Source organism: Pseudoxanthomonas mexicana (assembly GCF_001556105.1).
In the GTDB taxonomy this organism is placed as follows: domain Bacteria; phylum Pseudomonadota; class Gammaproteobacteria; order Xanthomonadales; family Xanthomonadaceae; genus Pseudoxanthomonas_A; species Pseudoxanthomonas_A mexicana_A.
The window spans coordinates 80755-104146 of record NZ_LSIF01000092.1 but is presented as its reverse complement, the minus strand read 5'-3'; the positions used below and the strand labels follow the sequence as shown (position 1 = coordinate 104146).

The 23392-nt window shown below is 68.6% G+C and carries 29 protein-coding genes; 17 read left to right on the top strand and 12 right to left on the bottom strand.

Annotated elements, in window-relative coordinates:
* Positions 1–5 precede the first annotated feature (5 nt).
* Both AX730_RS16195 and AX730_RS16190 read left to right on the top strand, forming a co-directional pair.
* Complete coding sequence (locus AX730_RS16195) at positions 6–278, top strand: hypothetical protein (protein ID WP_062358235.1); 273 nt, start codon at positions 6–8, stop codon at positions 276–278.
* 8 nt (positions 279–286) lie between these two features.
* The gene (locus AX730_RS16190; RefSeq protein WP_062358234.1) at positions 287–631 is read left to right on the top strand and encodes a hypothetical protein; all 345 of its coding nucleotides are present in this window, start codon (positions 287–289) and stop codon (positions 629–631) included.
* A 71-nt stretch (positions 632–702) separates the two neighbouring features.
* Here AX730_RS16190 and AX730_RS18995 read toward each other — a convergent pair whose 3' ends face one another.
* A complete protein-coding gene (locus AX730_RS18995; protein WP_157074308.1) occupies positions 703–870 on the bottom strand; it encodes a hypothetical protein in 168 nt (55 codons plus the stop codon).
* 200 nt (positions 871–1070) lie between these two features.
* Between AX730_RS18995 and AX730_RS16185 the strand changes: the two genes are divergently transcribed.
* The 6 genes from AX730_RS16185 to AX730_RS16160 all read left to right on the top strand — a co-directional run bounded on the left by AX730_RS16185 (position 1071) and on the right by AX730_RS16160 (position 4482).
* A complete protein-coding gene (locus AX730_RS16185; RefSeq protein WP_157074307.1) occupies positions 1071–1346 on the top strand; it encodes a hypothetical protein in 276 nt (91 codons plus the stop codon).
* A gap of 159 nt (positions 1347–1505) precedes the next feature.
* The gene (locus tag AX730_RS16180; protein WP_062358232.1) at positions 1506–2324 is read left to right on the top strand and encodes a restriction endonuclease; all 819 of its coding nucleotides are present in this window, start codon (positions 1506–1508) and stop codon (positions 2322–2324) included.
* 314 nt (positions 2325–2638) lie between these two features.
* A complete protein-coding gene (locus AX730_RS16175) occupies positions 2639–2905 on the top strand; it encodes a hypothetical protein (protein ID WP_062358231.1) in 267 nt (88 codons plus the stop codon).
* Between the two features lie 146 nt (positions 2906–3051).
* Complete coding sequence (locus AX730_RS16170) at positions 3052–3732, top strand: L,D-transpeptidase (RefSeq protein ID WP_062358291.1); 681 nt, start codon at positions 3052–3054, stop codon at positions 3730–3732.
* A 147-nt stretch (positions 3733–3879) separates the two neighbouring features.
* A complete protein-coding gene (locus AX730_RS16165) occupies positions 3880–4098 on the top strand; it encodes a hypothetical protein (protein ID WP_062358230.1) in 219 nt (72 codons plus the stop codon).
* Positions 4099–4113: 15 nt separating this feature from the next.
* Complete coding sequence (locus AX730_RS16160) at positions 4114–4482, top strand: GFA family protein (RefSeq protein WP_062358229.1); 369 nt, start codon at positions 4114–4116, stop codon at positions 4480–4482.
* Positions 4483–4499: 17 nt separating this feature from the next.
* Here the strand turns inward: AX730_RS16160 and AX730_RS19220 are convergent, their stop codons facing one another.
* Positions 4500–5012 carry a GNAT family N-acetyltransferase gene (locus AX730_RS19220; protein WP_062358228.1) on the bottom strand — a complete coding sequence of 171 codons (513 nt, stop codon included), beginning with the start codon at positions 5010–5012 and terminating at the stop codon, positions 4500–4502.
* Between the two features lie 163 nt (positions 5013–5175).
* Here AX730_RS19220 and AX730_RS16150 point away from each other — a divergent pair, with 163 nt between their 5' ends.
* Entirely contained in the window at positions 5176–5526 is a 351-nt protein-coding gene (locus tag AX730_RS16150) for a PDZ domain-containing protein (RefSeq protein WP_062358227.1), read from the top strand.
* A gap of 164 nt (positions 5527–5690) precedes the next feature.
* Here the strand turns inward: AX730_RS16150 and AX730_RS16145 are convergent, their stop codons facing one another.
* A complete protein-coding gene (locus AX730_RS16145; protein ID WP_232310285.1) occupies positions 5691–6476 on the bottom strand; it encodes an SDR family oxidoreductase in 786 nt (261 codons plus the stop codon).
* 68 nt (positions 6477–6544) lie between these two features.
* Here AX730_RS16145 and AX730_RS16140 point away from each other — a divergent pair, with 68 nt between their 5' ends.
* From AX730_RS16140 to AX730_RS16125, 4 genes are all read left to right on the top strand, one after another.
* Positions 6545–7465 carry a LysR family transcriptional regulator gene (locus tag AX730_RS16140; protein ID WP_062358226.1) on the top strand — a complete coding sequence of 307 codons (921 nt, stop codon included), beginning with the start codon at positions 6545–6547 and terminating at the stop codon, positions 7463–7465.
* Between the two features lie 101 nt (positions 7466–7566).
* Positions 7567–7953, top strand: coding sequence for a hypothetical protein (locus AX730_RS16135; RefSeq protein ID WP_157074306.1), 387 nt, complete (start codon positions 7567–7569; stop codon positions 7951–7953).
* Positions 7950–8312 (top strand): hypothetical protein, encoded by a 363-nt coding sequence (locus AX730_RS16130; protein ID WP_062358224.1) that lies wholly within the window; start codon positions 7950–7952, stop codon positions 8310–8312. The genes AX730_RS16135 and AX730_RS16130 overlap by 4 nt, the downstream gene beginning before the upstream one ends.
* A 52-nt stretch (positions 8313–8364) precedes the next feature.
* Positions 8365–8793, top strand: a complete 429-nt coding sequence (locus AX730_RS16125; protein ID WP_062358223.1) for an energy transducer TonB — start codon at positions 8365–8367, stop codon at positions 8791–8793.
* A 67-nt stretch (positions 8794–8860) separates the two neighbouring features.
* On the opposite strand, the gene AX730_RS16120 is transcribed toward AX730_RS16125, so the two are convergent.
* Genes AX730_RS16120 through AX730_RS16110 form a run of 3 tightly spaced genes read right to left on the bottom strand, consistent with a single transcriptional unit; the run spans position 8861 to position 11312 of the window.
* Positions 8861–9964 carry an alpha/beta hydrolase gene (locus AX730_RS16120; RefSeq protein ID WP_062358222.1) on the bottom strand — a complete coding sequence of 368 codons (1104 nt, stop codon included), beginning with the start codon at positions 9962–9964 and terminating at the stop codon, positions 8861–8863.
* A gap of 42 nt (positions 9965–10006) precedes the next feature.
* Positions 10007–10705: a class I SAM-dependent methyltransferase gene (locus tag AX730_RS16115; RefSeq protein ID WP_062358221.1), complete on the bottom strand. Its 699-nt coding sequence runs from the start codon at positions 10703–10705 to the stop codon at positions 10007–10009.
* Positions 10706–10763: 58 nt separating this feature from the next.
* On the bottom strand, positions 10764–11312 hold the full coding sequence (locus AX730_RS16110; protein ID WP_062358220.1) for a DUF2058 domain-containing protein: 549 nt from the start codon (positions 11310–11312) through the stop codon (positions 10764–10766).
* Between the two features lie 75 nt (positions 11313–11387).
* Here AX730_RS16110 and AX730_RS16105 point away from each other — a divergent pair, with 75 nt between their 5' ends.
* Positions 11388–11897 carry a M48 metallopeptidase family protein gene (locus tag AX730_RS16105; RefSeq protein ID WP_062358219.1) on the top strand — a complete coding sequence of 170 codons (510 nt, stop codon included), beginning with the start codon at positions 11388–11390 and terminating at the stop codon, positions 11895–11897.
* Positions 11898–12086: 189 nt separating this feature from the next.
* On the opposite strand, the gene AX730_RS16100 is transcribed toward AX730_RS16105, so the two are convergent.
* The gene (locus AX730_RS16100; protein ID WP_062358218.1) at positions 12087–12515 is read right to left on the bottom strand and encodes a hypothetical protein; all 429 of its coding nucleotides are present in this window, start codon (positions 12513–12515) and stop codon (positions 12087–12089) included.
* Between the two features lie 141 nt (positions 12516–12656).
* Between AX730_RS16100 and AX730_RS16095 the strand changes: the two genes are divergently transcribed.
* Positions 12657–13208: a YdeI/OmpD-associated family protein gene (locus AX730_RS16095; protein ID WP_062358217.1), complete on the top strand. Its 552-nt coding sequence runs from the start codon at positions 12657–12659 to the stop codon at positions 13206–13208.
* 10 nt (positions 13209–13218) lie between these two features.
* Here the strand turns inward: AX730_RS16095 and AX730_RS16090 are convergent, their stop codons facing one another.
* Together AX730_RS16090 and dcp are read right to left on the bottom strand one after the other, a co-directional pair.
* Positions 13219–14430 carry a glycosyltransferase gene (locus AX730_RS16090; protein WP_062358216.1) on the bottom strand — a complete coding sequence of 404 codons (1212 nt, stop codon included), beginning with the start codon at positions 14428–14430 and terminating at the stop codon, positions 13219–13221.
* 105 nt (positions 14431–14535) lie between these two features.
* Positions 14536–16683 carry a peptidyl-dipeptidase Dcp gene (gene dcp, locus AX730_RS16085; protein ID WP_062358215.1) on the bottom strand — a complete coding sequence of 716 codons (2148 nt, stop codon included), beginning with the start codon at positions 16681–16683 and terminating at the stop codon, positions 14536–14538.
* A 242-nt stretch (positions 16684–16925) separates the two neighbouring features.
* On the opposite strand from dcp, the gene folE reads away from it, so the two are divergent.
* Entirely contained in the window at positions 16926–17531 is a 606-nt protein-coding gene (gene folE / locus AX730_RS16080; protein ID WP_062358214.1) for a GTP cyclohydrolase I FolE, read from the top strand.
* 89 nt (positions 17532–17620) lie between these two features.
* Positions 17621–18031 (top strand): YchJ family protein, encoded by a 411-nt coding sequence (locus AX730_RS16075; RefSeq protein ID WP_062358213.1) that lies wholly within the window; start codon positions 17621–17623, stop codon positions 18029–18031.
* Positions 18032–18041: 10 nt separating this feature from the next.
* Here the strand turns inward: AX730_RS16075 and AX730_RS16070 are convergent, their stop codons facing one another.
* From AX730_RS16070 to AX730_RS16060, 3 genes are all read right to left on the bottom strand, one after another.
* Complete coding sequence (locus AX730_RS16070) at positions 18042–20915, bottom strand: serine/threonine-protein kinase (protein WP_198147225.1); 2874 nt, start codon at positions 20913–20915, stop codon at positions 18042–18044.
* A gap of 132 nt (positions 20916–21047) precedes the next feature.
* Positions 21048–22376 (bottom strand): M20 family metallopeptidase, encoded by a 1329-nt coding sequence (locus AX730_RS16065; protein WP_062358211.1) that lies wholly within the window; start codon positions 22374–22376, stop codon positions 21048–21050.
* A gap of 41 nt (positions 22377–22417) precedes the next feature.
* Positions 22418–23299, bottom strand: a complete 882-nt coding sequence (locus AX730_RS16060; protein WP_062358210.1) for a DUF6624 domain-containing protein — start codon at positions 23297–23299, stop codon at positions 22418–22420.
* Between the last annotated feature and the right edge of the window lie 93 nt (positions 23300–23392).

Sequence of the window (23392 nt, the reverse complement as noted above, 5' to 3'; positions counted from 1 at the left end):
GGTGTGTGGCGAACCAGCACGTCCAGGTCTACATCCTTCACCTGGGGTCGCAGCAATCGATCAGCCCCGATGATCTTCGGGTGATGTGGGCGACCGCGTGCGAATCCATGGACGTCGCGGTGTCGCGACGGCCATTGGGCCACGGCCACCAAACCAGCCGGCCCTGCTTCGGGCTGTGGGCCGGTCGCCAGTTCCATCGCGTGCCGGCCGAGCAGCGCATCCGTGCGCTGCTGGAGGCGCGCGGTTTTCTTTTCACGTTGACGCATACCGCCCTGTAGGAGGGTGCATGGCTTTTGATGTCGGGATCGGCAAGTGCCGATCGGTGCAATCGGATTCGGTCGATGTCTGGGTGGACGGCTCCATCGTCCGGCGACTGGTGCCGGAAACCAAATGGCAGCGCGATGGCATCAGCGTGCTGCAGGTGCCCGTGAAGGTGTGCAGTCCACGCCATCCGGTGGCGGTGGGTGGCGAGGTGTTCCTCGACACCGGGCTGATCACCGCCACGACGGTGGGCAAGCTGGATGTGGACGGTAGCGGCGATTTCGCCAAAACGCGCCTGTCGTTGCTGGTGCCGACCATCGATCCCACGCCTACGCCACCACCGCCGTCGCGCAAGGCGAGCTGGCGCTGATGTTGCGCCACCGGATCGTTCCCGCGCCGTAGAAAGGAAGAGCCCCTCGCGGGGCTCTTCGCTTTCGTGCATCAGTGCTTCCGATCCTGGCCGCGTTGCTGATCCTGCTGCGGCTTGCGCTGATGGTCCTGGTCATCCTGCTGATTCGGGTTGTTCTGCTGCGTCTTCTGCCCCTGTTGATCCTGTTGCGGATCGCGCTTCTGCGGCTGCGGGGTCTGTGGGTTGGGATTGTTGCCCATCGATACTTCTCCAGCTCGGCCACGTGCCGAGGTGGAACCACGGTGCGCTTCGCATGGTGAGCAACGTGTGCGCGCCATCGTCGCGTGGCGATCATGTGCGTGAACATCGGCATGAAGATGAATGCGCGCGTGTCGCGCAGTCGTCACACGGCACGCACAGCATGCGTGTGACGCTGCGGTCCGCCCAGCAGGAGCATGCCGTGAGCACTCGTACCCCAACCCCGCTGCCGGAAGGATTCTCCTGGGACGTCGGTGACCGGCACAGGACGTTGATCTGCCACGGGCATCCGATCGTGCAGATCGGTCCGGAACGGCAGGGATGGATCGCGAAGATCCTCGTCAGCGGCAAGGGCGTTCGTCAGGACCAGGTGGCCGTGCGCTCGCTGGATGCCGGCGCAGGGTGGGCCACCCGCTGGATGCTGGAACGCCAGTCCGCGCTGATCCGCGCCGTCTCCGAGCAGGCACCCAACGCCTGATCCTCGACGGGCGACGCGGCCCGTCGGCGCAACGCCTTCGTGGCGCCTGCTGCGGGACGGCGCCGCCGTTGTTTCCATCTGACGAGCGGTAGGGCAAGCCACCTTCCCGCTGTGTCCGCCTTCGCGCTATGGTCCGCCTCGGGACAAGAGGGGCGCCACATGGGACGTGGAAGGACGCATTTCTTCAAGGATCTTTCCGCCCTGCCTTGGCCGCTCGGCCTCGCCTTAGGGGTGTGCGGCTACCTGGCCATCGCGTACGGCATCCCGCTGGTGTTCGCACGGCCAGGCAGCGCCTTCGCGCCGGCATTCAAGGCAGGCAGCCATCCGCTGATGCCGCTGGCATGGGTTTTCCTGGGTCTGTGCGTGATGGCGGCGGTCGCGTCGTTCTTCCGCGCGCGGCACAAGCGTCGCCTGCTCGATACACGCGCGGGACTGGACAGCATCTCGGCGCTCGGTTGGCGCGATTTCGAACGGCTGGTCGGCGAGGCGTTCCGTCGTCGTGGCTACACGGTGGAGGAGACCGGATTGGGTGGCGCCGATGGTGGTGTCGACCTGATCGTGCGCCGCGACGGCAGGCGCACGCTCGTGCAGTGCAAGCAGTGGCGACGCGAGAAGGTGCCGGTCAACGTGGTGCGCGAGATGTATGGCCTGTTGACCCATCACCGCGCCGATGCCGCGCACATCGCGGCACTCGGTGGATTCACGGCGGATGCGGCGGCGTTTGCCGAGGGCAAGCCGATCGAGCTGATCGATGGCGCAGCATTGCTGCGAATGATTCGGGAAGTGCAAGCGCAGTCAGCCGTCGCGTTGACGCGTTTGCCGAGCGTCGAGTCGGTAGCAAGCAGAGATATCGCACATGATCCAGCGGCGCCGAACTGCCCGACGTGCGAGGCGGTGATGGTAAGAAGAAGCAACCGACGAACCGCCGATACCTTCTGGGGATGCTCTACGTTTCCCGTATGCAGGGGAACGCGCTGAGTATCGGTATTCGATCGCGCGTGGACATCACGCAACCCCTGTGAAAGGACGGGTTCGGCCGCACGCTTGCTTGGTAGCCTTGCCAGCCAGTCCTGAGGTGGAGCGGGATCAAGAACGGCAATTCATTCGGCCTTAACTTGCTGGTCATTAGTCAAATTGCGGCGTTTGATCCATGTCGCAGTTTGGCCACCAGCAGAGATTGGATACGCCATCTTCACGCAGCATCTACGTACTCCAACGTGAGCTTAAGGCGCGTCGTAGCGCCGGCAAAAAGGCCGCTATATTCCCAGTCCCCCAGACGAAGGAGGATTGAAATGTTTCTGAAAAAACAACACCTGACCGTAACGCGTACGCTCGGCGTGGCGCTGGTCGCCCTGAGCCTTGGCGCCTGCGCGACCTATGACGACGAGTTTGCCGGCATCAACTCGCGCCTCGATCAACTCGATACCAAGGTGCAGGGCGCGGCCCAGAGTGCCGAGTCGGCGAACCAGTCCGCGCAGCAGGCCAACCAGCGGTTGGATCAGATCGAAGGCCGCGTGCAGCGGCTCGAGACGGCGCCGCGTCGCGTGCCCCGCGGCTGATCGCGCTTGCGGAATCTGTGACGAACCGCGTGAATCCGGAACCCGGTGGCCTGTGCTGGCCACCGGGTTCCTTTCTTGAATCGAGGAGCTGGACCATCCGTACGTGCATACATCCCGCGATCCGGACCGCGTGTGGCGCGCTGGTGTTGGCGCTGGCGTTCGCAGGCTCCGGCACGGCCAATGCCGAGAGTGCTGCCAAGCAAGCGGCAGGCAGCGTCGATCAGCTTCCGCCGGGCCAGGACGTCGCCGATACCGTCATCGAGCTTGCAGGCTGGATCGTGGCGACCAAGGACAGCCAGGGTTATCCCTTCGCCATCATGGACAAGGCCGCTGCACAGATCCTGGTGTTCGGCGGCGACGGCAAGCTTCGTGGCGCTGCGCCCGGGCTCTTTGGTTCGGCAGTCGGTGATCACACGGCCCCCGGCGTCGCGGGTCTCGCGCTTCGCGAGATTCCCGGCCGGGATCGCACGACACCTGCGGGTCGCTTCGTGGGCGGTTACGGTCCGTCGATCGACGCAGGACGCGTGCTGTGGGTGGATTACGATTCCGCGGTCTCCATCCACCCGACCGCGACGGGTGTCCCGGCGGAGAAACGCACCGAACGCCTTGCATCGCCTTCGCCGGATGACAATCGCATCACGCATGGCTGCATCAACGTCTCGCCCGAGTTCTACGAGCAGATCATGCGGACCACGTTCGAGAAGGGTGGACTGTTCTACATCCTGCCGGACAAGGATTCGATAGCGGAGACCTTCCCGGAGTTCGCGCAGAGCCGCGCGGCGACGCAAGACGGCGATGGAAAGCGCGCACGGCGTGCCCGCAAGTGAAAAGCGCGCCGGTGCTTTCTCGTGGATGATCCAGGCAGCGTGGGAGATGACGCGGCGTGTGCGTCGGCCCGATAAGCGGATTCGCGCCCCACTCCCAGCCATGGCGCTGGTGCACAATGCGCGCCTCGAACCGATCTGGACGCCGCGATGGATATTGAAGACCTTCTGAGTGCCGCATTGCGGGAGGCGGGCTACGGACCGGATGCCATCGGCTCGGCGATGCCGAGGATCCTGCGCATCCTGGAAGCCGAGGACGTGCGTATCGAAGTGGGTCGCACCCTGTCGCGCAAGGAGCGCGAGTACGTGCGCGTCCAGCTCGAACTCGGGCTCAGCGTGCGCGAAGTCGTCGCGGGCATGAAGAAATAAGCGAGCGCGATCTCCATGCACACCGTCACCGGTGCCTGCCACTGCAAGGCGGTCGAGTTCGAAGTCGATCTCATCGACGGCCACCAGAACATCCGTCGCTGCAACTGCTCCATGTGCAGCCGCCGTGGCGCGATCATGGCCGGTGTCACGCTCGACCGCCTGCGCATCACGCGCGGCGAGGACAGGCTGAGCCTCTACCAGTGGAACACCAGGATCGCCAAGCACTGGTTCTGCAGCGTGTGCGGCATCTACACCCACCACCAGCGCCGCAGCGTGCCCAACCAATACGGGTACAACCTCGCCTGCATCGACGGCATCGACCTCACCACGATCGGCGAGGTCGGTGCCAGTGATGGCGCAGCGCAGACGCTGGTTTCAGCCTGACCTGAAAGGATCGCGCCTCACGCGATCTCCCGCTCCATCACCAACTTCGCGCGCCTGTCCGCGCGCACCGCCGCGGTCATCTCGCTCTGGCCGGTAACCCGGAACCCGAGGCGGATGTACGCCTTCTCCGCCCAGTGCGCGTGCGCCATCAGGTCGAGCCACAGGTAGCGCGCCCCCACGGTCGTGGCTTCCGCCAGCGCCGCTTCGAACAAGGCACGGCCGATGCCCTGGCCGCTCGCGGGGCCCAGCAGGTAGAAGCGCGTGATCTCCGCACCGCCGTCGCGCTTGGACGCCGGACTGGGCACGCCGTTCACCAGTGTCAGGAAGCCTGCGGGCGCGCCATCGAGCGTCGCGATCCACGTCTGCGCGTTGGCCGACTGCAGGCAATCCGCGAACGCATCGGGTCGGAACGTCGCCAGCTTGTCGGCCAGCCCGCCCGCGTTTTCCCAGATGTCGGCGTATGTCGCTGCGTAGGCGGCCGTGCCGATCATCGAGAGCAGCGCCGCGTCGTGCAGCGTTGCCCGCCGCACCGATACCCGAGTCGCCCTCCCATGCCTCATCCGTTGTCCTTGTCGGTCGCGAAGCCGGCCTGCCGTCCGCGCGATCATCGTCGGAGGCGGCGTTGCGGGAAGTGAAGCCGGCATGATGGGTCGCGAACAGGCATGATGCCCGCGACCCTCCAGGTGCGCCTCCATGTCCATCGCCCTCCGCCTGATCGCCGTCCTCCTCGCCAGCCTGCTCGCGTTCTCGGCCCACGCCGCCCAGGGCAAGCTCGGCTTCACCGTCGATGCGAAGTTCGACCGCAAGATGCTGGACGCCGACATCAGGCAGGTCGTGGTGAAGGTGGTCGCGCCCGCCTCGCCGGCGGCACGCGCCGGCCTGCAGGTGGGCGACGTGGTGCAGCAGCTCAACGGCAAGCCGCTGGTCGGCAGCTCCGCACGCACGTTCTTCGGCGACATGGGCAGGGTGAAGCCCGGCGACAGGGTGGCGCTGGTCGTGCTGCGCGCCGGCAAGCCGGTCGCGCTGGTGCTGGTGGCGGAGTAGAGGCGCTGCACGGCGCAGGCGAGGTTCAAGGAAGCTCTGCTCGCGCTACCGGTCAACGACGAGCGACAGATTCCCAGCATTGTCCGAGAAGCATCCATTCTTCTCAGACAAGGTTCGACGTTCGCCTGAAAGCCTCCGACGATGGATTCGATGTGGCGCGGCGCTTACAGCTGGCTCATGCCGCCATCGGCGATGATCTCGGTGCCGACGATGAAGGCGGACTCGGGCGCGGACAGGTGCAGTACGGTGGAGGCGATCTCTTCCGGCGTGCCGAAGCGGCCCAGCGGGATCTGGTTCTGGATCTGCGCCGCGGTGGCGTCCAGCGCGGCGGCATCCAGGCCCAGCTTGCCGTACAGCGGCGTGGCCACCGGGCCGGGGCTGACGACGTTGACGCGCACGCCGCGCGGCAACAGCTCGGCCGACAGCGTCTTCGCCAGCGAGATCAGTGCGGCCTTGCTGGCGGCGTAGACCGAGCTGTTCGGCATGCCGATGCGGGCGTTGGTCGAGCCGTTGATGACGATCGAGGCGCCGGGATTGAGCAGCGGCAGCAGCGCCTGCACCTGGAAGTACGGACCCTTGATGTTGGTGTCGAAGATCTGGTCCCACAGCGCTTCGTCGACGTCGGGGAAGGCGGCGAACTTCGCCGTGCCGGCGTTGAGGAACACGCCGTCCAGGCGCGCGCCGGCGTCGGCCAGGGTGGCGGCGAGGGCCTTGGCATCGGCCAGGCGGCCGGCGTCGTTGACCAGGGCGATGGTGTCGGGGCCGAGGGTGGTCCTGGCCTGCTCGAGGGTGGCGGCGTCGCGGCCTGTGACGACCACGCGTGCGCCCTCGGCAGCAAAGGCCTGGGCGGTGGCCAGGCCGATGCCGCTGCTGCCGCCGGTGATGAGGATGGTCTTGTCGGTGAAGCGGTTCATGGTGAAGTCCTTCGATGCCAGCGGGATGCTGTGCATGCATGGTGGCAAGGCTCCCGGCGCTTTCCGTGCCACAATCGCGACGGACTCGTTCGACGGGATCGAACATGTTGTCGGCAGACGAACTGGCCTTGCTGGACGCCATCCGCGAGAGCGGCAGCCTGTCGCGCGCCGCCGCCCGCCTGGGCAAGGCGCCGTCCACCGTGTCGCACGCGGCACGGCAGCTCGAGACGCGCTTCGACGCGCTGCTGTTCGACCGCCGCCGCTACCGCCTGCAGCTGACGCCGGCCGGCCACCTGCTGGCGCAGGAAGCCGCGCGGCTGATGCTGGACGTGTCGCGACTGACCCAGCGGGTGAAGCAGGTCGCCGGCGGCTGGGAAGACCGGCTGTGGATCGTCACCGACGAGATCCTCGAATTCGACACGCTGCTGCCGGTGATCCGCGCGTTCGACGACCTGAAATCGGGCGTGACGCTGCGCATCACCCATGAAGTGCTCACCGGCGCCTGGGATGCGCTGCGCGATGGGCGTGCGGACGTGGTGGTCGGCGCGACCAACGAGCCGCCGGTCATCCCGGGGCTGCGCTGGTTCGAACTGGGCGTGATGGACTGGGTGTTCGCGGTCTCGCCACGGCATCCGCTGGCGAAGGCGAGCGAACCGGTGGAGCGCGCCACGGTGCTGCAGCATCGCGCGGTGGTGGTGGCCGATACCTCGCGCCGCGTCGACGTGCGCGGCTACGGCATGCAGAGCGGGCAAGCCTCACTGGCGGTGCCCAGCATGCGCGCGAAGATCCAGGCCCAGTGCGAGGGCCTCGGCGTGGGCTGGCTGCCGCGTGATCGCGTCGCCGGCCTGCTCACGCGTGGTGAGCTGGTGGAAAAGCAGATGGCCGACCCGCGCGAACCGAATTTGCTCTACGTCGCCTGGCGCGGCGACCACCAGGGCCGCGCGCTGGAGTGGTGGCTGGCGCAGTTGCGGAACGAGCGGCTGGCGTCGCGGCTGGTGAAGGGGATCGAGGTGGGGGCTGGGTGAGCGGTCGGGTTGACGGCGCGGGTCCGCAAGCGATGCATCTTGTTGGCCGATGCGTCCGAACCTAAGATCGGACGGCGCCGTGGGGACGGCGCGCGCAGGGCATGCAGCGCACCGCATCCGCATCCGCTGATCGGGGAACAGGACATCACCAGGGGGAATGCATGGAGCTTGTCGGATTCTTCGTCGTTTTTCTCGTCTGCATGGGGATCGCCAAGGCGATCAACGCGATGCGCGGCCGGTTGACCGTCAACGGTGCGGGCATCTTCCTTGCGCTGGTGGCCGTCTTCATCGCCTGGAACGTCTTCATGGCATGGCAGTCCAGCCTGCCGGCGTATGAGCTGGGCTACGCCCTTGGTCGCAATGTCGGACCAGCCCTCATCGTGGGCGCCGTCGCTGTCTACTACTTCTTCAGCTTCAGGACGGAGAAGGCGCATCAGCGGCACGTGCAGCAGCTGCGCGAAAAAAGAGCCGCCGAACAACAGGCGTGAGCGGCGTGCGGCAACTACCGCGGCTGGCCCTCCTGCTTCTGCTGATCGTGGCGTGTGGATGCACGCCATCGGTGTCGCGCCTTGAAGCCGAGGCACTGGTTGCCGCGCGCGAGGATCTGCTCCGGCATCCCGTCGGCGATATCGCACCTTCGGCGTGGCCCGCGGCCGTGACCCGGTTGAAGCCGGAACGGGTCTACCGTAACGAACGGGGCGTCTATCTCTACACCTACGAATTCTTCGTCGAGCAGAAAGGCATCTTCCTGCTGGATCCGGCATCGGACTTCATCCCGAGCGCAGACGCCGACCCCAGCTATGAGGTCGTCATCACCGATGTATTCATCTACCGCAGTGCGGGTTAGGGTTTCCCGCCTGTTGGAAACATCCCACTGCTGGCGCTCACTAGGAGGTTCCATGGTTCGTCCCATCAGACTCGTCCTCATCGTATCGTCGCTGATCCTGGCCGGTTGCAGCACGCTGGCCACGCCGGCCGGGGAATCCGTATCGGCGGACGTCTATAACCGCGAAATGTCCAAGCAAGGCGTGATGCACTACTGCAGCGACGGCAAGTGCGATTGCCCGCCGACCCTGGTGAGTGCGGCAGCGCCGGCTTATCCAGTCGCAGCACTGCGCGCGGGGCAATCGGGCGAAGCGTCCGTGCTGTTCGAGATCGACGAACAGGGTGTCGTCAGTAACGCGACACTCGAAAAGGCGACCACGCCGGAGTTCGGTGAGGCGGCACTCCGGGCGATCCGGTTGTGGAGGTATCGGCCCGCCACACTGGGCGGCAAGCCGGTCCGGATCGGTCCGGTCAGGCAGACGGTTCCCTTCTTGCCGGGGTGACGACGTCACGCCTCGTCGTCCTGATCGTCGGTGCTGGCGTGCAGGACGCAGCGCGCTGATCTCGCGATCAACCGCCCGGCCGCGACTCCGTCTCCACCCACTCCGTCAGCACGCGAAACGCGTCGCGCACCTGGTCTTCGGTGAAGCGGCAATGCCCGCCAGGCACGTCCGGCAGTGTCAGCGGCGCAACGGCGGCGCCTTGCGCCTTCTGCGCATAGACCGGTCGGAAGCGCGGATTGATGGTCGGGTCGTCGGCGTTGTACTGCAGCACCAGCGGCTTCTGCGGGCGGCCAGTGAGCACCGGGGCCGAGGCCGCGTAGGCCACCGCCTTCGCATCGCCCGTGTAGCGCGGCACGGCGGCGTTGAACGCCGCGTCGTCGCCGAAACCCGTGTAACGCGTTGCGCGGTTGTCCACCGGCATGCCACCCGCGCGCGTCATCAGGTCGCGGATGACCAGGTAGTGCAGGCCCAGCGTGCCGGGCAGCGCGTCCACGGATACCTCCAGCTTCGCCGCGAGCTGCTGCGCCGCCGCGGGATCGCGCGGCAGGGCGGCGTCGACCCGATCCATCACCGCGCCCTGGCCGAGGACGGGTGCGGCGGGATCGGACAGGCGATGCGCCGCGGCACCGTCGCCCGAGGGGAACAGTGCATCGAACGCGACCAGCGAGGTGAACAGTTCCTCCGCCAGTACCTCGCCCGGCAGGTTCGCGCCGCACAGCGACAGCGCGCCGTCGTAGTGCGTAGGCTGCTGCTCCAGGCTGGCGATGGCGATGCCGCCGCCCATCGACATGCCGACCATCCATGTCTTCTTCGGATGCCCGTGCTGCTGCACGAAATGCGCGCGCAGGCGCTCGCTGTCGGCGATGCCGTCGCGCACCGCCCAGCCCTGCGTCGCATAGCCGCTCTGCGCCACCGCGTAGCGTCCCGAGGTGAACATCGGCGTGGCGGGATCGGCCGGCCACGGCGTGTCGCGCGGCACGCCGACCGGTTCGAAGCCGTGCGCCAGCACGACGAGTTCGCCGTTCCACTCGGCCGGGATATCGATGCGGTACGGCGCGCCGGCCAGCGTGCCGGTGTCTTCGACCGGCGGTGACACCGCGGTGGAGGCGTCCCGCGCGAAGGCGGGCGACACGGCGAGGCACAACGCGAACGACAGGCAGGTCAGGCGCATGCGGTCTTCCTTGGCGTCGGGGAACGAGGTGGTGACGCGAGCCTACCGCGCCGTGCGTGCGGACCAGCCGTGGATCATGCCGGCCTGGTGGAAGCGCAGCGGCGGCAGGAAGCCGCCGGCTGCCGCCAGCGCGGCGACGCGGTCGGGCGGCAGGATGGCGACATCGCGGGCGTAGTTGGCGCGGATCTGCTCGAGTGCGGCGTCATCCAGGCCGGCGCCGGACATGGTTTCCATCCACAGCTTCAGTATTGCCGGGTAGTCGGCGGCGTCGGTGTCCCAGGCGAGGTCGGCCCAGGCGAGCGTGCCGCCGGTGCGCAGGCGGCGCGCGATCGATGCGAAGAACGCGGTGCGCACGGCGGGATCGAGCAAGAACTGCGAGACCAGCAGGCAGGTGGCGCCATCGAAGGCCGCCACGTCCGGCAGCGTGTCGACCACGTCGGCATGGAACTGGCAGCGGTCGGCGAAGCCCTCGCGCTCGGCGCGTTCGCGGCAGGCGGCGATCATCTGCGTGGAGGGATCGAGAGCCAGGAAGGTCCAGCGCGGAAAGCGCTTCGCCAGGTGCGCGATCTCGGCGCCGGTGCCGGCACCCACGCATAGCAGGTGCGCGTCCTCCGGCAGGTCCGCGAACACCGTCTCCATCAGGAACAGCAGGCTCTCGCGGATCGGCGCCATGCGCACCCAGCGGGCGTCGTAGCCGGCGGCCTGCTGGTCGAAGAGGGCATCGAGTTCGTGCTGCTGCATGGCGGTCTCCGCAGGGGTCTCATTCCACCCTACAGGAGCCGTCAAGCCCGTCCGGCCATCACCACATCAGGTCGTCGGGGACCTTGAACTGGGCGTAGTAGTCGTCGTCCTCGGAGGTGGACGCGGCGGCTTCGGTCCCTTGGCCGTGGTCGAGGACGATCATGCTGGCGTCGCGTTCGCGCACCTTGTCCGCGGCGACGCGCGGCAGCAGTTCGTAGCGGTCGTCGACGCGGGCGATGACCAGCGCGCCCGCGACCAGTTTCTTCTTCAGGTCGTCGTTGACCAGCACGGTGCGGATGGCACCGTCGACGGTGAAACGGTATTCGATCTCGCCGGCACGCGGCACCTTGCGATCGGCGACGATCTGCCGTGCCTGCGCACGCAGCTCCGCGGTGCGGGCCTGCGCCTTGCGTTCGGCGTCCAGGGCACGGTCGCGCTCGGCCTTCTCGCTGCGGGCGCGTTCGGCGTCGCGCTGGCTCTCGCTGGGCGCCACAGGACCCTTGCCATGGCGGGCCTTGTTCTGCTCGCGCGCGACCTCGGCCAGCTTGGATTTCTTGACCAGGCCGGCCTTGAGCAGTTGTTCCTGCAGTGGGTTTCCCTTCGCCATGTCGCGGTTTCGTGCTGGAGTCCGAGGGTCCATCATACCCGTCGAGCCACCACCACCCGTATCACTGCCGCCCGGATGGAACCGCTGAAGTACCTCGCCGGTTATCCCGACCACCTGCAGGCGCAGGTGCGCGCGCTGATCGCGCAGGACGGGCTGCGGCCGATGCTGGCGAAGAAGTACGCCGAGCCGCATGCGGGGCGCAGCGACGGCCAGCTGTACGCCTACGTGCAGGCGTTGAAGGAGCAGTACCTGCGCCGCTCGGTGCCGCTGGGCAAGGTGGTCTACGACAGCACGCTGCAGGTGATGAAGCACGCGCTGGGCACGCACACCGCGATCTCCCGCGTGCATGGCGGCCGGCTCAAGGCCAGTCGCGAGATCCGCATCGCCACCGTGTTCCGCGACGCGCCGGCCGACTTCCTCAAGATGATCGCCGTGCACGAACTCGCGCACCTGAAGGAAGCCGACCACAACAAGGCGTTCTACCAGCTGTGCACGCACATCGAGCCGGACTACCACCAGCTGGAGTTCGACCTGCGGTTGTATCTGACGCAGGCGGAAATCGTGGCGACGACGCCAACCACTTAGCGGGCACGGCTTGCCGGCAGCCGGCCGGCGATCCTGTCGTCGCCCCGCGTGGTTACAGCATCCGGCGGGTGGCGAAGCTGCCGAATACCGGCGCTTCCTGCCGGCCTTCGAATTCCCGGCCGCGCAGGAACGGTCGTCGACGAGCAGGCCGCTGCGGATGGAATCGGTGGGCGAGAGAGGGCATGCCGATCAATGCACCAACCGTGCCGCCACGCTGTCGAGGTCGTAGCCGAAGCCACCATCGACGCGGCGCACGATATCCGCGCTGGCCGCGGCGTGCAGGAAGGCCGGCGTGATCTGGTAACCATCGGCGGACACGCCGATGTGCGCGGCGATGCGGCTGTCGGCCTCGGCCTGGCTGACCAGGTCGCCGAACGCGACCACGCGCAACACCACCGAGGCCTCCTCTTCCAGCGTCAGGCCGTGGCCGCCGATCTGGCGCGCGATGACGTTCATGCCGGTGCAGGCGAGATCGTCGCCGTCGTACTCGGCGACCGGCATCGCACCGTTCATCACCGCCTGGAATACGTCGATGCCGAAATTCAGCAGCGCAGGATCCACCGCGACCACATCGATGGCGTGGTGGTGCAGGTCGTCGTGTCGCTGGATCGGGGGCATGGCCGCCTCCTGGAGTCCTCGTAAGCCTCTGTTCTAGGTACGCACGAGGAAACATCGCGTGATGGCCTCGGATGCACGGCCTTCACACCCCGGAATCCCCAGGCAACGACATCGCGATGGCGACGGCGCTACCATCGGCTCATGAGCACATCGACGGCGCCGATCCGCTTCACCGCCACCTTGCGCCGACCCGCCGAACCGAAGGTCGCAACGTGGACGTTCCTCGTGCTGCCGCAAGCCGCCAGCGCGAAGCTGCCGGCCCGCGGCATGACGACCGTGGAGGGCACGTTCGCGGGTCAGCCGTTCCAGGCCACGCTGGAGCCGGATGGCGTGGGCAGTCACTGGCTGAAGGTCGAGAAGGCATTGCGCACGGCGGCGGGGGTCGCGGCCGGCGACCAGGTCGAGCTGGTGATCGCCCCGGTGGCGGAAGAACCCGAACCCGTCGTACCGCCCGACATCCGCAAGGCGCTCACGGCCGCACCGGAAGCGAAAGCCGTGTGGAGCAGCCTCACGCCGGTGGCGCGCCGCGATTGGATCCACTGGATCACCTCGGGCAAGAAGGCCGAGACGCGGGTGAAGCGCGTCGCCACCGCCTGCGACATGCTCGCCTCGGGCAAGCGCCGTGCGTGCTGCTTCGACCGCTCGGGCATGTACAGCAAGGGCAACATGGGCGCGCCGGTCGCGGCGGAGTGAGGCGGTTTCGTCAGTGCCGGCGTAGGGCGGAGACGTAGCGTTCCACCCAGCCAACCGCGGCGGCGCAGCCGTCTTCCTGCCGCATCGGTCGGCCGAGTTCCGCGGCATGCCGGCGAGCGTCACCACTGTCGGCGAACGCGATGGCTTCGCGAAGCCGCGCGGGCGTGATCGACGCGCCCTTCAGCGCATGCGCCATCACGCCGGCATCGCGCAGGCGCGCATTCCAGAAGGACTGGTCGCCGGCGAACGGCACGATGACCGAGGGGATGCCGGCGCGGCAGGCGGAGTGTGTGGTACCGGAACCGCCGTGGTGGATCGCCATCGTGCAGCGCGGCAGCAGCCAGTCGTGCGGCACGTGGCCGACGGCGTGGAAGTTGAGTGGCAGGCGCGCCGCATCGATGCCGCTCCAACCGGCATTGAACAGCGCACGGCGCTGGCCGACCGCACCGATCACCGCATCCGCCAGCCGCGCATTGTCGAAGCCGGCCATGCTGCCGAAGCCGACGTAGACCGGCGGCTCGCCGGCATCGAGGAAGGCGAGCAGCGCCTCGGAAGGCGCGAACGTCGCCGCCAGCGGCGGCACCCATTGGCCACAGACATGCGCGTTGTCCGGCCAATCACCCGGGCGCGGCACCAGTGCGGGCGACACGCCGTACAGCATCGGGTGATCGGTCCACAGCGAGCGCCGGGGCGGCAGTCCCGCCTGCGCGCGTGCGCGGTTGGTGGCCTTGCGGAACAGCCGCCAGCTGAGCCGGCCGAACAGCGTATGGCTGGCGTGGTTGAACAGGCGCGGTGGCGTGAGCGGCAGGAACGGCGAGGCGAACGCGGAGGTCGGCGAGATCGGGATCAGCATCGCGCCGATCGCCGGCACGCCCAGCGCTTCGGCCGCCGACAAGCCGACGAAGGCGGCCAGGCCGGAGACGATGATGGCGTCGCAGCCGTGGCCGGCGTCGATGGCCTGATGCAACCAGTCGCTGCTGTGCGCGATGGTGAGGTTCGCGAGGTTGCGCGTGATGTCGCGCATCGCGCCGTCGGCGGCGATGGTCGCGCGGATATCGCCGGCCAGTGCCCGTGACGGCACACCGAGCGTCTGCGCGATGCCGAGCGTGCTGCCATCGCCGAGCAGTTCGACCTCGTGCCCGGCCTGCATCAGCGCATGGCCGAGTGCGGCCAGCGGGCGCGTATCGCCCTCGGTGCCGTAGGTGATGATCAGCAGCTTCATGCACGCAGGATACGTGCGCGGTGTCGATGCCGGATGCAACGCGGTTCGCGGAAAGACGAAGGCCCGCATGCGCGGGCCTTCGTGTCGTACGTCATGGCGTGCGGCTTACTTCAGGCCGCGATGTTCCAGCAGCGGTTCGACGCTGGGGTCCTTGCCGCGGAATTCGCGGTAGGCGGTGGCGAGGTCGCGCGAGTGGCCGATCGACAGCACCTTGTCGCGGAAGACCTGGCCGTTCTGCCGGGTCAGGCCGCCGTTCTCGCGGAACCACTGGAAGGCATCGTGGTCGAGCACTTCCGCGCCGAAGTAGGCGTAGTAGCCGGCCGCGTAGCCGCCGCCCCAGATGTGGCTGAAGTAGCTGCTGCGGTAGCGCGGCGGCACCGCGGCCAGGTCCACCTTGTACGTCGCGAGCGCCTGCTTCTCGAACGCGTCGACATCCTGCTTGCCGGCACCGGCCGGCTGCAGGTGCCAGGCGAGGTCGAGCAGCGCGGCGGACAGGTACTCGGTGGTCGCGTAGCCCTGGTTGAAGGTGCGCGCCTTGACGATCTTGTCGACCAGCGCCTGCGGCATCGCCTCGCCGGTCTGGTGGTGCTTGGCGTAGTTGGCGAACACCTTCGGGTCCAGCGCCCAGTGCTCGTTGAACTGCGACGGGAACTCGACGAAGTCGCGCGGTGTGTTGGTGCCGGCCACGCTGGGGTACTGCGTCTTCGAGAAGAAGCCGTGCAACGCATGGCCGAACTCGTGGAACAGCGTGGTGACGTCGTCGAAGCTCAGCAGCGCGGGCTGGCCGGCGGCGGGCTTGGTGAAGTTCTCCACGTTGTAGACCACCGGGATGTCGCCGGTCAGGCCGTTCTGCTCGACGAAGTTGCCCATCCACGCGCCGCCCTGCTTGCTCTCGCGCTTGAACGGATCCAGGTAGAACAGCGCCAGCTGCTTGCCGTCGGCGTCCATGATGTCGAACACGCGCACGTCCGGGTGGTAGACCGGGATGTCCTTGCGCTCCTTCGCGGTGATGCCGTACAGCGCGTGCGCGGCGAAGAACACGCCGTCCTTCAGCACGCGGTCCAGTTCGAAGTACGGCTTGATCTGCGACTCGTCCAGGTCGAACTCGGCCTTGCGCACCTGCTCGGCGTAGACGTCCCAGTCGGCCGCGCCGGCGGTGAAGCCGCCCTTCTGCGCATCGACCACGCCCTGGATCTTGGCCAGCTCGGCGCGCGCGCGCGCGGTGGCGGCGGGCACGGTGTCGGTGAGCAGCTTCAGCGCGACCTCGGGCGTGCCGGCCAGCTGGTCGGCGATGCTGTAGGCGGCGTAGTTCGGGAAGCCCAGCAGCTGCGCCTTGCGCGCGCGCAGCTCGGCCAGGCGCTGGATGGTGGCGCGGGTGTCGTTGGCGTCGCCCTTCTCGGCGCGACCCAGCGACGCGGCCATCAGCTGCTCGCGCAGCGCGCGGTCCTTCAGCGAGCCCAGCGATGGCTGCTGCGTGGTGTTCTGCAGGCTCAGCAGCCACTGGCCGTCCTTGCCGGCGGCTTTCGCGGCATCGGCGGCGGCGGCGATCGCGCCCTCGTCCATGCCGTCGAGCTTCGCCTTGTCGGCGACGAACACGCCACCGGCGTTGTCGGCGGCCAGCAGCTTGGTGCTGAACGCCGTGCTCAGCGACGATTCCTCGCTGTTGAGCGTGCGCAGTTCGGCCTTGGCGTCGTCGGACAGCTGCGCGCCGGCACGCACGAAGCCGTCGTAGGTGTGCTCCACCACGGTCTTCTGCTCGGGCGTCAGGCCGAGCGTGTCGCGCTGGTCGTAGACGGCCTTCACGCGCGCGAACAGCGTCGGATCCAGGTGGATGCTGTCGCTGTGCTCGGCCAGCTTCGGCGCCAGTGCCTCTTCGGCGGCCTGCAGCGCGGGATTGGTGTTGGCGCCCGTCATCGCGAAGAACGCGGCGCTCGCCCGCGTCAGCAGCGTGCCGCTGCGCTCCAGCGCCTCGAACGTGTTGGCGAAGGTGGCCGGCTCGGCGTTGTCGGCGATGGTGCGCACCTCGGCGAGGTGCTGGCGCATGCCTTCCTCGATGGCGGGCTGGTAGTCGGCGTCCTTGATCTTGTCGAACGGCGGTGCCTGGAACGGCAGGGTGCTGGCGGTGAACAGGGGATTCGCGCTTTCGGCGGGCGTGGCGGCGGTGGCGGGCATGGCGGATTCGGCAGCGGGGCGGTCGCCGCAGGCGGACAGGGCGACGGCGATGGCGGAGGAGAGCAACAGCGTACGCAGCATGGAGGAACTCCGGGACGGACAACGGGAAGTACGACGGGATCGCCCGTCACGGTGGTGGACCGGCGCATAGGGTGCGCCCGCGCGCCCGGCTTGGCGAGTGCCGGACGGCGGGCCGGCGCCTGCGGCGCACGCATCCGCCGCATCCGGCAAGGCGCTGTTCCGCATCCGTGGGGCGGTGCGCGCCGTAGAGGGCGCGCAAGACAGATGCGTTATCCTCCACGCCCCCCGCAGGAATCCCTCCGATGAGCCAGTCCGACGACAAATCCGGCAAGGTGAGCCAGGCGCAGGCCGAGGACGCCGTGCGCGTACTGCTCGAATGGGCAGGTGAAGATCCCTCGCGCGAAGGCTTGCTGGACACGCCCAAGCGCGTCGCCAAGGCGTACCGGGACTGGTTCAGCGGCTACCAGATGGATCCGCGCGAGTACCTGGCGCGCACGTTCGAGGAAGTCGCCGGCTACGACGAGATGATCGTGCTGCGCGACATCGAGTTCGAAAGCCATTGCGAACACCACATGGCGCCGATCATCGGCCGCGCGCACGTCGGCTACCTGCCCGACGGGAAGGTGGTCGGCATCAGCAAGCTGGCGCGCGTGGTCGACGTGTACGCGCGCCGCTTCCAGGTGCAGGAGAAGATGACCGCGCAGATCGCGCAGTGCATCCAGGACGTGCTGCAGCCGCGCGGCGTGGCGGTCGTCGTCGACGGCGCGCACGAATGCATGACCACCCGTGGCGTGCACAAGCGCGGCGTCAGCATGGTGACCAGCAAGATGCTGGGCACGTTCCGCGAGGATGCGCGCACGCGCGCCGAGTTCCTGCGCTTCATCGAGACCGGCCACAACCGCCGTTGATGGACGCTGAGGCGGGATACCGGTGTGGGAGCGACGTCAGTCGCGATGAGCTGCCACGGCGGCCACTTCGCGACTGACGTCGCTCCCACGTGCATGGATCGGCACCCTCATTGAACACCTCCCCCTGTCCCTGCGGCACCGGCCGCGACTACGCCGCCTGTTGCGGCCGTTACCACGCCGGTGAGCCTGCGCCAGACGCCGACGCCCTGATGCGCTCGCGCTACAGCGCGTTCGTCGTGGGTGATGCCGATTACCTGCGAACCACTTGGCATCCGGATACGCGCCCCGACGAACTCGGACTGGACGCGCCCGGCGCACCGCGCACCACCTGGCTGGGCCTGAGCGTGAAGGACCACCGCGTCACCGGGCCGGACACCGCCGAGGTCGAATTCATCGCGCGCTACCGCATCGGCGGCGGCAGTGCGGTGCGGATGCAGGAACGAAGCCGGTTCGCGCGCATCGACGGCCGCTGGTACTACCTGGACGGCGACCACCGCTGACGGTATCGCGTCAGGGCGGCGTCGCTTCGCCCGTGCGGTCGAACGTCGCCAGCCGCTCGCGCATGCGGCCGACACCGACATGGTCGGGGCCGAAGGCGGTTTCCATGTGGCGCACGGTCTGTACCAGCCAGTCGCGCGCCTCTTTCGGTTTTCCGCGTTCAGCCGCGATCGTCGCGCGCAGCAGCAGCACGTCGCGCAGCGCGAAGCGGCTGTTGGTGCTGGTCTGCTGCGCCTGCAACGCCGGCATCAGCGCGGCCAGCATCGCATCGGCCTGTTCGAGGTCGCCGGTGCGGCGGACGACGTCGGCCAGCAGGTACGCATTGAAGGCGTGCATGCTGGAGCTGGCGGGATACGCGCGCAGCGTCGACTGGTTTTCCACCAGCAACTGGCGAGCGCGCGCCAGGTCGCCCGGGTCGCTCCGTTGCAGCAGGGCCTGCGCCAGCGTGTACCGGTGCAGCGGCAATACCGGCAGCCGGGCAAGGGCGAAATGCTCCATCACCGATTCCAGCAGCCGGATCGGCTCGGCCAGGCTGCGCTTGCGCACGTCGGGCGCAGCGGCGGGCGGCGATATCAGCAGGCGGCGCGCCAGCATGAAGCGGGCGCGCATCACCGTGTAGTGGTGGTCGGGATAGGCCGCTTCCAGCATCGCGATGGCCTGGCGTAGCAGCGCGACGCCCTCTGCGGGATCGCCCCGGCCGAACACATGCAGCAGCGAGCGCACGCGCAGGACCTCCGCGTACTCGGGGTGCTGCTCGCCATAGTGGCGACGCACGATCCGCTCGGCCTCGTCGATGCTGGTGGCGCAGCCGTCCAGGTCGCCGCCGGAGCACTGCAGGTTGGCCAGCGCCCGCAGGGTGCGGCCGACCAGCGGATGCGTGTTGCCCAGGCGATGGCGGTAATCGGCGAGCAGCGCTTCGATGATCGTGCGGCCTTCGTCGGTGCGCTCCTGCACCAGCAGGTTCTGGGCGAGGTAGTTGCGCGCTTCGTTCGCCACCAGCGGATGGTCGGGCGTGGCCAACGCGATCGCCTGCCGCAGCTCGGCATCGGCCTCGGCGAAGCGCATCAGGCGCGTGCTCCACTGGCCACGCAGCGTCAGCAGTTGCGCCCGGATGGCCGGCGGACTGGCGGGCTGGGCCAAGGCCTGGTCCAGGAGCTCCCGCGCGCGCGCGTGCTCGGCCATGTCCCAGTGGGCCAGGGCCAGCTCCGCGATCAGCTGCGTGCGGGCCTCCGCGTTGTCCTGCGTGCCGCCCAGCGCGGCGAGTGCGTCGCCGGCGACGCGACGCGCGTCCGCCGGCTTGCCCTGCAAGTTCAACAGCGCCGCCAGCGTGGCGGCGTTGGCGGCGGCGTTGCCGTCGCGCAGCGAGGCCGCTTCCTCGGCCAGTGCCGTGGCGCGGGCGTAGTCGCCGACCAATACCTGGTTGCGGGCGAGGATCGACAGGCCACGCGCGAGCACGTCGGGGTGGCCGGTTCCGACCACGGTACGCACGCGACGCTCGGTATCGAGCAGCAGGGCGCGCGAGGACATGGCGGTGTCGCCGAGGCCCGACAGCGTGGCGGTGCCGAGCGTCTCTTCGAATACCTGCGACAGCGCCAGGGTCGCCGCGGCTTCCTGTGCGGCGCGATGGTGCTGGGTGGCGACGACGCCCGCGCCGGCCAGCACCACCACCACGACGGTGCCGGCCAGCCCGGCGGCAAGCCGGTGCCGCTGCAGGAAGCGGCGGGTACGGTACAGGCCGCCGCCGCCGCGTGCGTGCACCGGCCGCAGCTGCAGCCAGGCCTGCAGGTCGTCGCGCAACGCGGCAACGCTGGTGTAGCGCTCATCCGGATCGTGCGCGATGCAACGGGCGGCGATGGCGTCCAGGTCGCCCGCCAGCCCGCGCGCGAGTGCCGCCGCGCTGGCGAAGCCACGGGCCTGCGCCTCGGTCGCCGCGACCCGTGCGGCCAGGCGCGACATCGTGGGGGTATCGTCGTCCTCGCGCGCCACCACCGTGGACAGCAGGGGCTGCGAGACGCGCGGCAGCACGCCGCACAGCAGGCGGTACATCAGGGTGCCCAGCGACCAGACGTCCATGGTCATCGCCGGCATGGCGCCCGCGAGGGCTTCCGGCGCCGTGTAGCCGTCGGATGCGGCCAGCCGCGGCAGGGAATCGGTGGCCGCCAGCGACGCGGTCAGGCCGAAGTCGAGCACCTGCACCTGGCCGGTCCCGGTGACCATCAGGTTGGACGGCTTGATGTCCTGGTGCAGCACACGCCGCTGGTGTGCGTAGGCGAGCGCATCGCAGACCTGCACCAGCAGCTCCACGCGCTGGCGCAGGCCAGCCATGCGGGCATCGCACCAGGTGTCGATCTGCGCGCCCTGTACATAGCGCATCGCGAACCATGGGTGGCCATCGGGTTCCACGCCGCCGTCGAACAGCGTGGCGATGCCGGGATGTTCCAGTGCGGCCAGCGCATCGCGTTCGCGGCGGAAGCTGTCCACCAGCCGCGGCGAGGTCAGTTCGGTGCGGATGCATTTCAGCGCGACGCGCTGCTGGTACTGGCCATCATCGCGCCAGGCTTCGTACACCGTGCCCATGCCACCGGAATCCAGCAGCCGTTCGATCCGCCAGGGACCCAGCCGGCTGCCGATCCGCAGGTCCGCGTCGGTCCGGGATGACGCGGGCGCGCCCGCCCGCGTCGGCAGCACCTCGAGCGATGCCCGCGGCAGCAGATCGTGATCGCCAGCCTCCTGCAGCGCACCATCCGCCTCGAGCAGCATCCACAGTGCGCGATGCGTGTCCGGGTCGCGTTGGGCGAGCTCGGCCAGCGTCGCGTCGCGCTCCGCCGGCGGCATCGCCACGCAGTCGTCGAACAACGCCAGCGCGCGGGCGAACGGCTGACTCATGCCGTTGGCCATGCCGACGCGCACGCGCCGCCGCCGACGACGGCCAGTGCAAGGGAACGCGGAGGGCGGCGGGAGGGCTTCATGCGCGCGGCATTGTGGCCTCGCGCCCGCCGCGCGGCAACGGTGGGGCGGTCAGCCCTTGGGTGCGTGCAGGTAGTCCAGTGTGACCTGGAGCAACGCACGCAGGCCGACGTCCAGCGAGGCTTCGTCGAGCATGAATTCCGGCGAGTGGTTGCTTGGTGCGGTCACCGGATCGGTGCCTTTCGCGGTGCTGCCGACGAAGAAGAACATCGACGGTACTTCGCGCGCGTAGAACGAGAAGTCCTCCGCCCCCATCTGTAGCGGCGGCGTGATGACGTTGTCCGCGCCGACGGCCGCCTGCAGGCTGGGCAGCATGCGCGCGGTGAGTGCGGGATTGTTGACGGTGACCGGGTTGCCATCGTTGTCGGGCACGCTGGCTTCCACTTTCGCGCCGTGCGCGGCGGCCACGTGCGAGGCGACGTTCTTCAGGTCGGCGAAGATCTTCTGCCGCATGCCGTCGTCGAAGGTGCGGATGGTGCCGACCACTTCCACGTCGTCGGGAATGATGTTGTAGCGGATGCCGCCCTTGATGGCGCCGAAGCTGACCACCGCCGGCAGCCTGGAGATGTCGGTGCGGCGGCTGACGATGGTCTGGGTGGTGCCGATGATGTCGGCCATCGCCACGATCGGGTCGATGCCGCCCCACGGCCGCGAGCCGTGCGTCTGCCGGCCGATGACCTTCAGGGTGAAGGCGTCGGACGCGGCCATCAGCGGTCCCTGGCGCACGCCGATCTGGCCGACCGGAATCGACGAGAACACATGCAGGCCGAACACCGCTTCGGGCTTGAAGTCCTTGAACACGCCTTCGGCCAGCATCAGCGAGGCACCGCCTTCCTCACCGGCCGGCGCGCCTTCCTCGGCGGGCTGGAACACCAGCAGCACTTCGCCGGGCAGCTGGTCCTGCATCGCCACGAGCGCTTTCGCCACGCCCAGCAGGATGCCGGTGTGCGCGTCATGGCCGCAGGCATGCATCACGCCGACGGTCTCGCCGCGGTAGGTCGCCGTCGCCTTGGACGCGAACGGCAGGCTGTTGCGTTCGGGCACCGGCAGCGCGTCCATGTCGGCGCGCAACGCGATGCGCGGGCCGGGCCTGCCGCCCTTGATGACGGCGGTGACGCCGTGGTGCGCGATGCCGGTGCGCGGCTGCAGGCCCAGCGTGCGCAGCTCCTCGGCCACGCGCTTCGCCGTCTGTTCCTCGCGGTTGGACAGTTCCGGGTGTTGATGGAAATGCCGGCGCCAGTCGATCACCTGCTGCTGCAAGGACCTGCCCGCGGCGGCGACCTCGGGACGCTGCGCCATGGGCGCGTCCTGCGCGGCGGCGGCAGGGGCGAACAGGGCGATGGCCAAGGTGATGGCGGAAAGCGGGAGGGCGTTGGGCATGGCGGAGTCCGGCAGGAGGCGCAAGCCTGGACAGTAGTCGGTTACTTCTTCGGTGTCGCGTGCATGTCCTGCAGGTTCGCGGTGTACTCGTCCAGCGATTCCATGCCCAGGGCGGCGCGTCGCGCCTCGACCTGCCCTGGATCGGCAATGGGCTGCGGCTCGAGCTTTCCGTCCACGGTATGGAACTGCGTTCCATAGAGTTGCGGCTTGCCCTGCGCGAGCCGCACACGATCGGTCAGGTACGCGAGATGGATGCCGGAGGCCTGCTTGCGGGTCACCGCGTCCTGCAGCATGACGAGCACCTGATCCTGGAAGGCGGGATCGTGGTCGGCATGCTGCGCCAGCAGGAAGAATCCCATGCTGCCGCTGCGGCCCACCACGTCATAGCCGGGCCATCCGTGCTCGGTCAGGTAGGCCTTCAGCCAGGCGGTATTGTCGCGATCGATGTCGCCCATCGCCGTCGCCAGGGTCTCGTTCGCCGGGTCCTGCATTGCCTGGTTGCGGGCGTTCTGGTCGTTGTCGATGCGGCGTTGCAGCTCGTCCAGCAGGGCATCGTCGCGGCGGACCATCTGCGATGCCATGTCGCTCCGGTGGCGGGCCAGCAGCGCCGGCCAGCGTGGATCGTCGTGCAGGGACGCCAGGTCGGCATCGTCGGCGACATGGCTGCGCAGCAGATCCGACGGCGTCGCCAGCAGCCGGGCGAACGCGGCCTCCTTCTCGCCTGCCAGGGCCAGGCAGCACGCGGCATCGTAGGCCGCGCCGCGCACCGGCGGCGTGCGGTCGGCCTGCTGGCCGTACAGGCGGGCGCACGCGGGATAGTCCTTCGCCTTGTAGGCACCCAGCGCGCTGCGGTACTCGGCGGCAACGGCGTCCACCGTGGCGCAGAACCCCAGGCACGCAGCAAGCATCAGCGCAGAGCGCATCGTCGTCGTCCTTGGCGATGGAGGAAGTTCTAGAATACACAGGCGTTCCGCATGTGTGCCGGATGCGAACGACCGATCTTCCGCCCGCCTCGC

Excerpts from the sequence above, each read along its gene's own strand:
- AX730_RS16120 (WP_062358222.1), bottom strand. The coding sequence starts at position 9,964 with ATGCGCCTGACCTGCCTGTCGTTCGCGTTGTGCCTCGCCGTGTCGCCC.
- AX730_RS16160 (WP_062358229.1), top strand. The coding sequence starts at position 4,114 with ATGCACACCGTCACCGGTGCCTGCCACTGCAAGGCGGTCGAGTTCGAA.
- AX730_RS16165 (WP_062358230.1), top strand. The coding sequence starts at position 3,880 with ATGGATATTGAAGACCTTCTGAGTGCCGCATTGCGGGAGGCGGGCTAC.
- AX730_RS16115 (WP_062358221.1), bottom strand. The coding sequence starts at position 10,705 with ATGCAGCAGCACGAACTCGATGCCCTCTTCGACCAGCAGGCCGCCGGC.
- AX730_RS18995 (WP_157074308.1), bottom strand. The coding sequence starts at position 870 with ATGGGCAACAATCCCAACCCACAGACCCCGCAGCCGCAGAAGCGCGAT.
- AX730_RS16180 (WP_062358232.1), top strand. The coding sequence starts at position 1,506 with ATGGGACGTGGAAGGACGCATTTCTTCAAGGATCTTTCCGCCCTGCCT.
- AX730_RS16150 (WP_062358227.1), top strand. The coding sequence starts at position 5,176 with ATGTCCATCGCCCTCCGCCTGATCGCCGTCCTCCTCGCCAGCCTGCTC.
- AX730_RS16100 (WP_062358218.1), bottom strand. The coding sequence starts at position 12,515 with ATGCCCCCGATCCAGCGACACGACGACCTGCACCACCACGCCATCGAT.
- AX730_RS16110 (WP_062358220.1), bottom strand. The coding sequence starts at position 11,312 with ATGGCGAAGGGAAACCCACTGCAGGAACAACTGCTCAAGGCCGGCCTG.
- AX730_RS16095 (WP_062358217.1), top strand. The coding sequence starts at position 12,657 with ATGAGCACATCGACGGCGCCGATCCGCTTCACCGCCACCTTGCGCCGA.
- AX730_RS16140 (WP_062358226.1), top strand. The coding sequence starts at position 6,545 with ATGTTGTCGGCAGACGAACTGGCCTTGCTGGACGCCATCCGCGAGAGC.
- AX730_RS16175 (WP_062358231.1), top strand. The coding sequence starts at position 2,639 with ATGTTTCTGAAAAAACAACACCTGACCGTAACGCGTACGCTCGGCGTG.
- AX730_RS16135 (WP_157074306.1), top strand. The coding sequence starts at position 7,567 with ATGCAGCGCACCGCATCCGCATCCGCTGATCGGGGAACAGGACATCAC.
- dcp (WP_062358215.1), bottom strand. The coding sequence starts at position 16,683 with ATGCTGCGTACGCTGTTGCTCTCCTCCGCCATCGCCGTCGCCCTGTCC.
- AX730_RS16060 (WP_062358210.1), bottom strand. The coding sequence starts at position 23,299 with ATGCGCTCTGCGCTGATGCTTGCTGCGTGCCTGGGGTTCTGCGCCACG.
- AX730_RS16190 (WP_062358234.1), top strand. The coding sequence starts at position 287 with ATGGCTTTTGATGTCGGGATCGGCAAGTGCCGATCGGTGCAATCGGAT.
- AX730_RS16105 (WP_062358219.1), top strand. The coding sequence starts at position 11,388 with ATGGAACCGCTGAAGTACCTCGCCGGTTATCCCGACCACCTGCAGGCG.
- AX730_RS16090 (WP_062358216.1), bottom strand. The coding sequence starts at position 14,430 with ATGAAGCTGCTGATCATCACCTACGGCACCGAGGGCGATACGCGCCCG.
- AX730_RS16145 (WP_232310285.1), bottom strand. The coding sequence starts at position 6,476 with ATGCACAGCATCCCGCTGGCATCGAAGGACTTCACCATGAACCGCTTC.
- folE (WP_062358214.1), top strand. The coding sequence starts at position 16,926 with ATGAGCCAGTCCGACGACAAATCCGGCAAGGTGAGCCAGGCGCAGGCC.
- AX730_RS16065 (WP_062358211.1), bottom strand. The coding sequence starts at position 22,376 with ATGCCCAACGCCCTCCCGCTTTCCGCCATCACCTTGGCCATCGCCCTG.
- AX730_RS16125 (WP_062358223.1), top strand. The coding sequence starts at position 8,365 with ATGGTTCGTCCCATCAGACTCGTCCTCATCGTATCGTCGCTGATCCTG.
- AX730_RS16070 (WP_198147225.1), bottom strand. The coding sequence starts at position 20,915 with ATGAGTCAGCCGTTCGCCCGCGCGCTGGCGTTGTTCGACGACTGCGTG.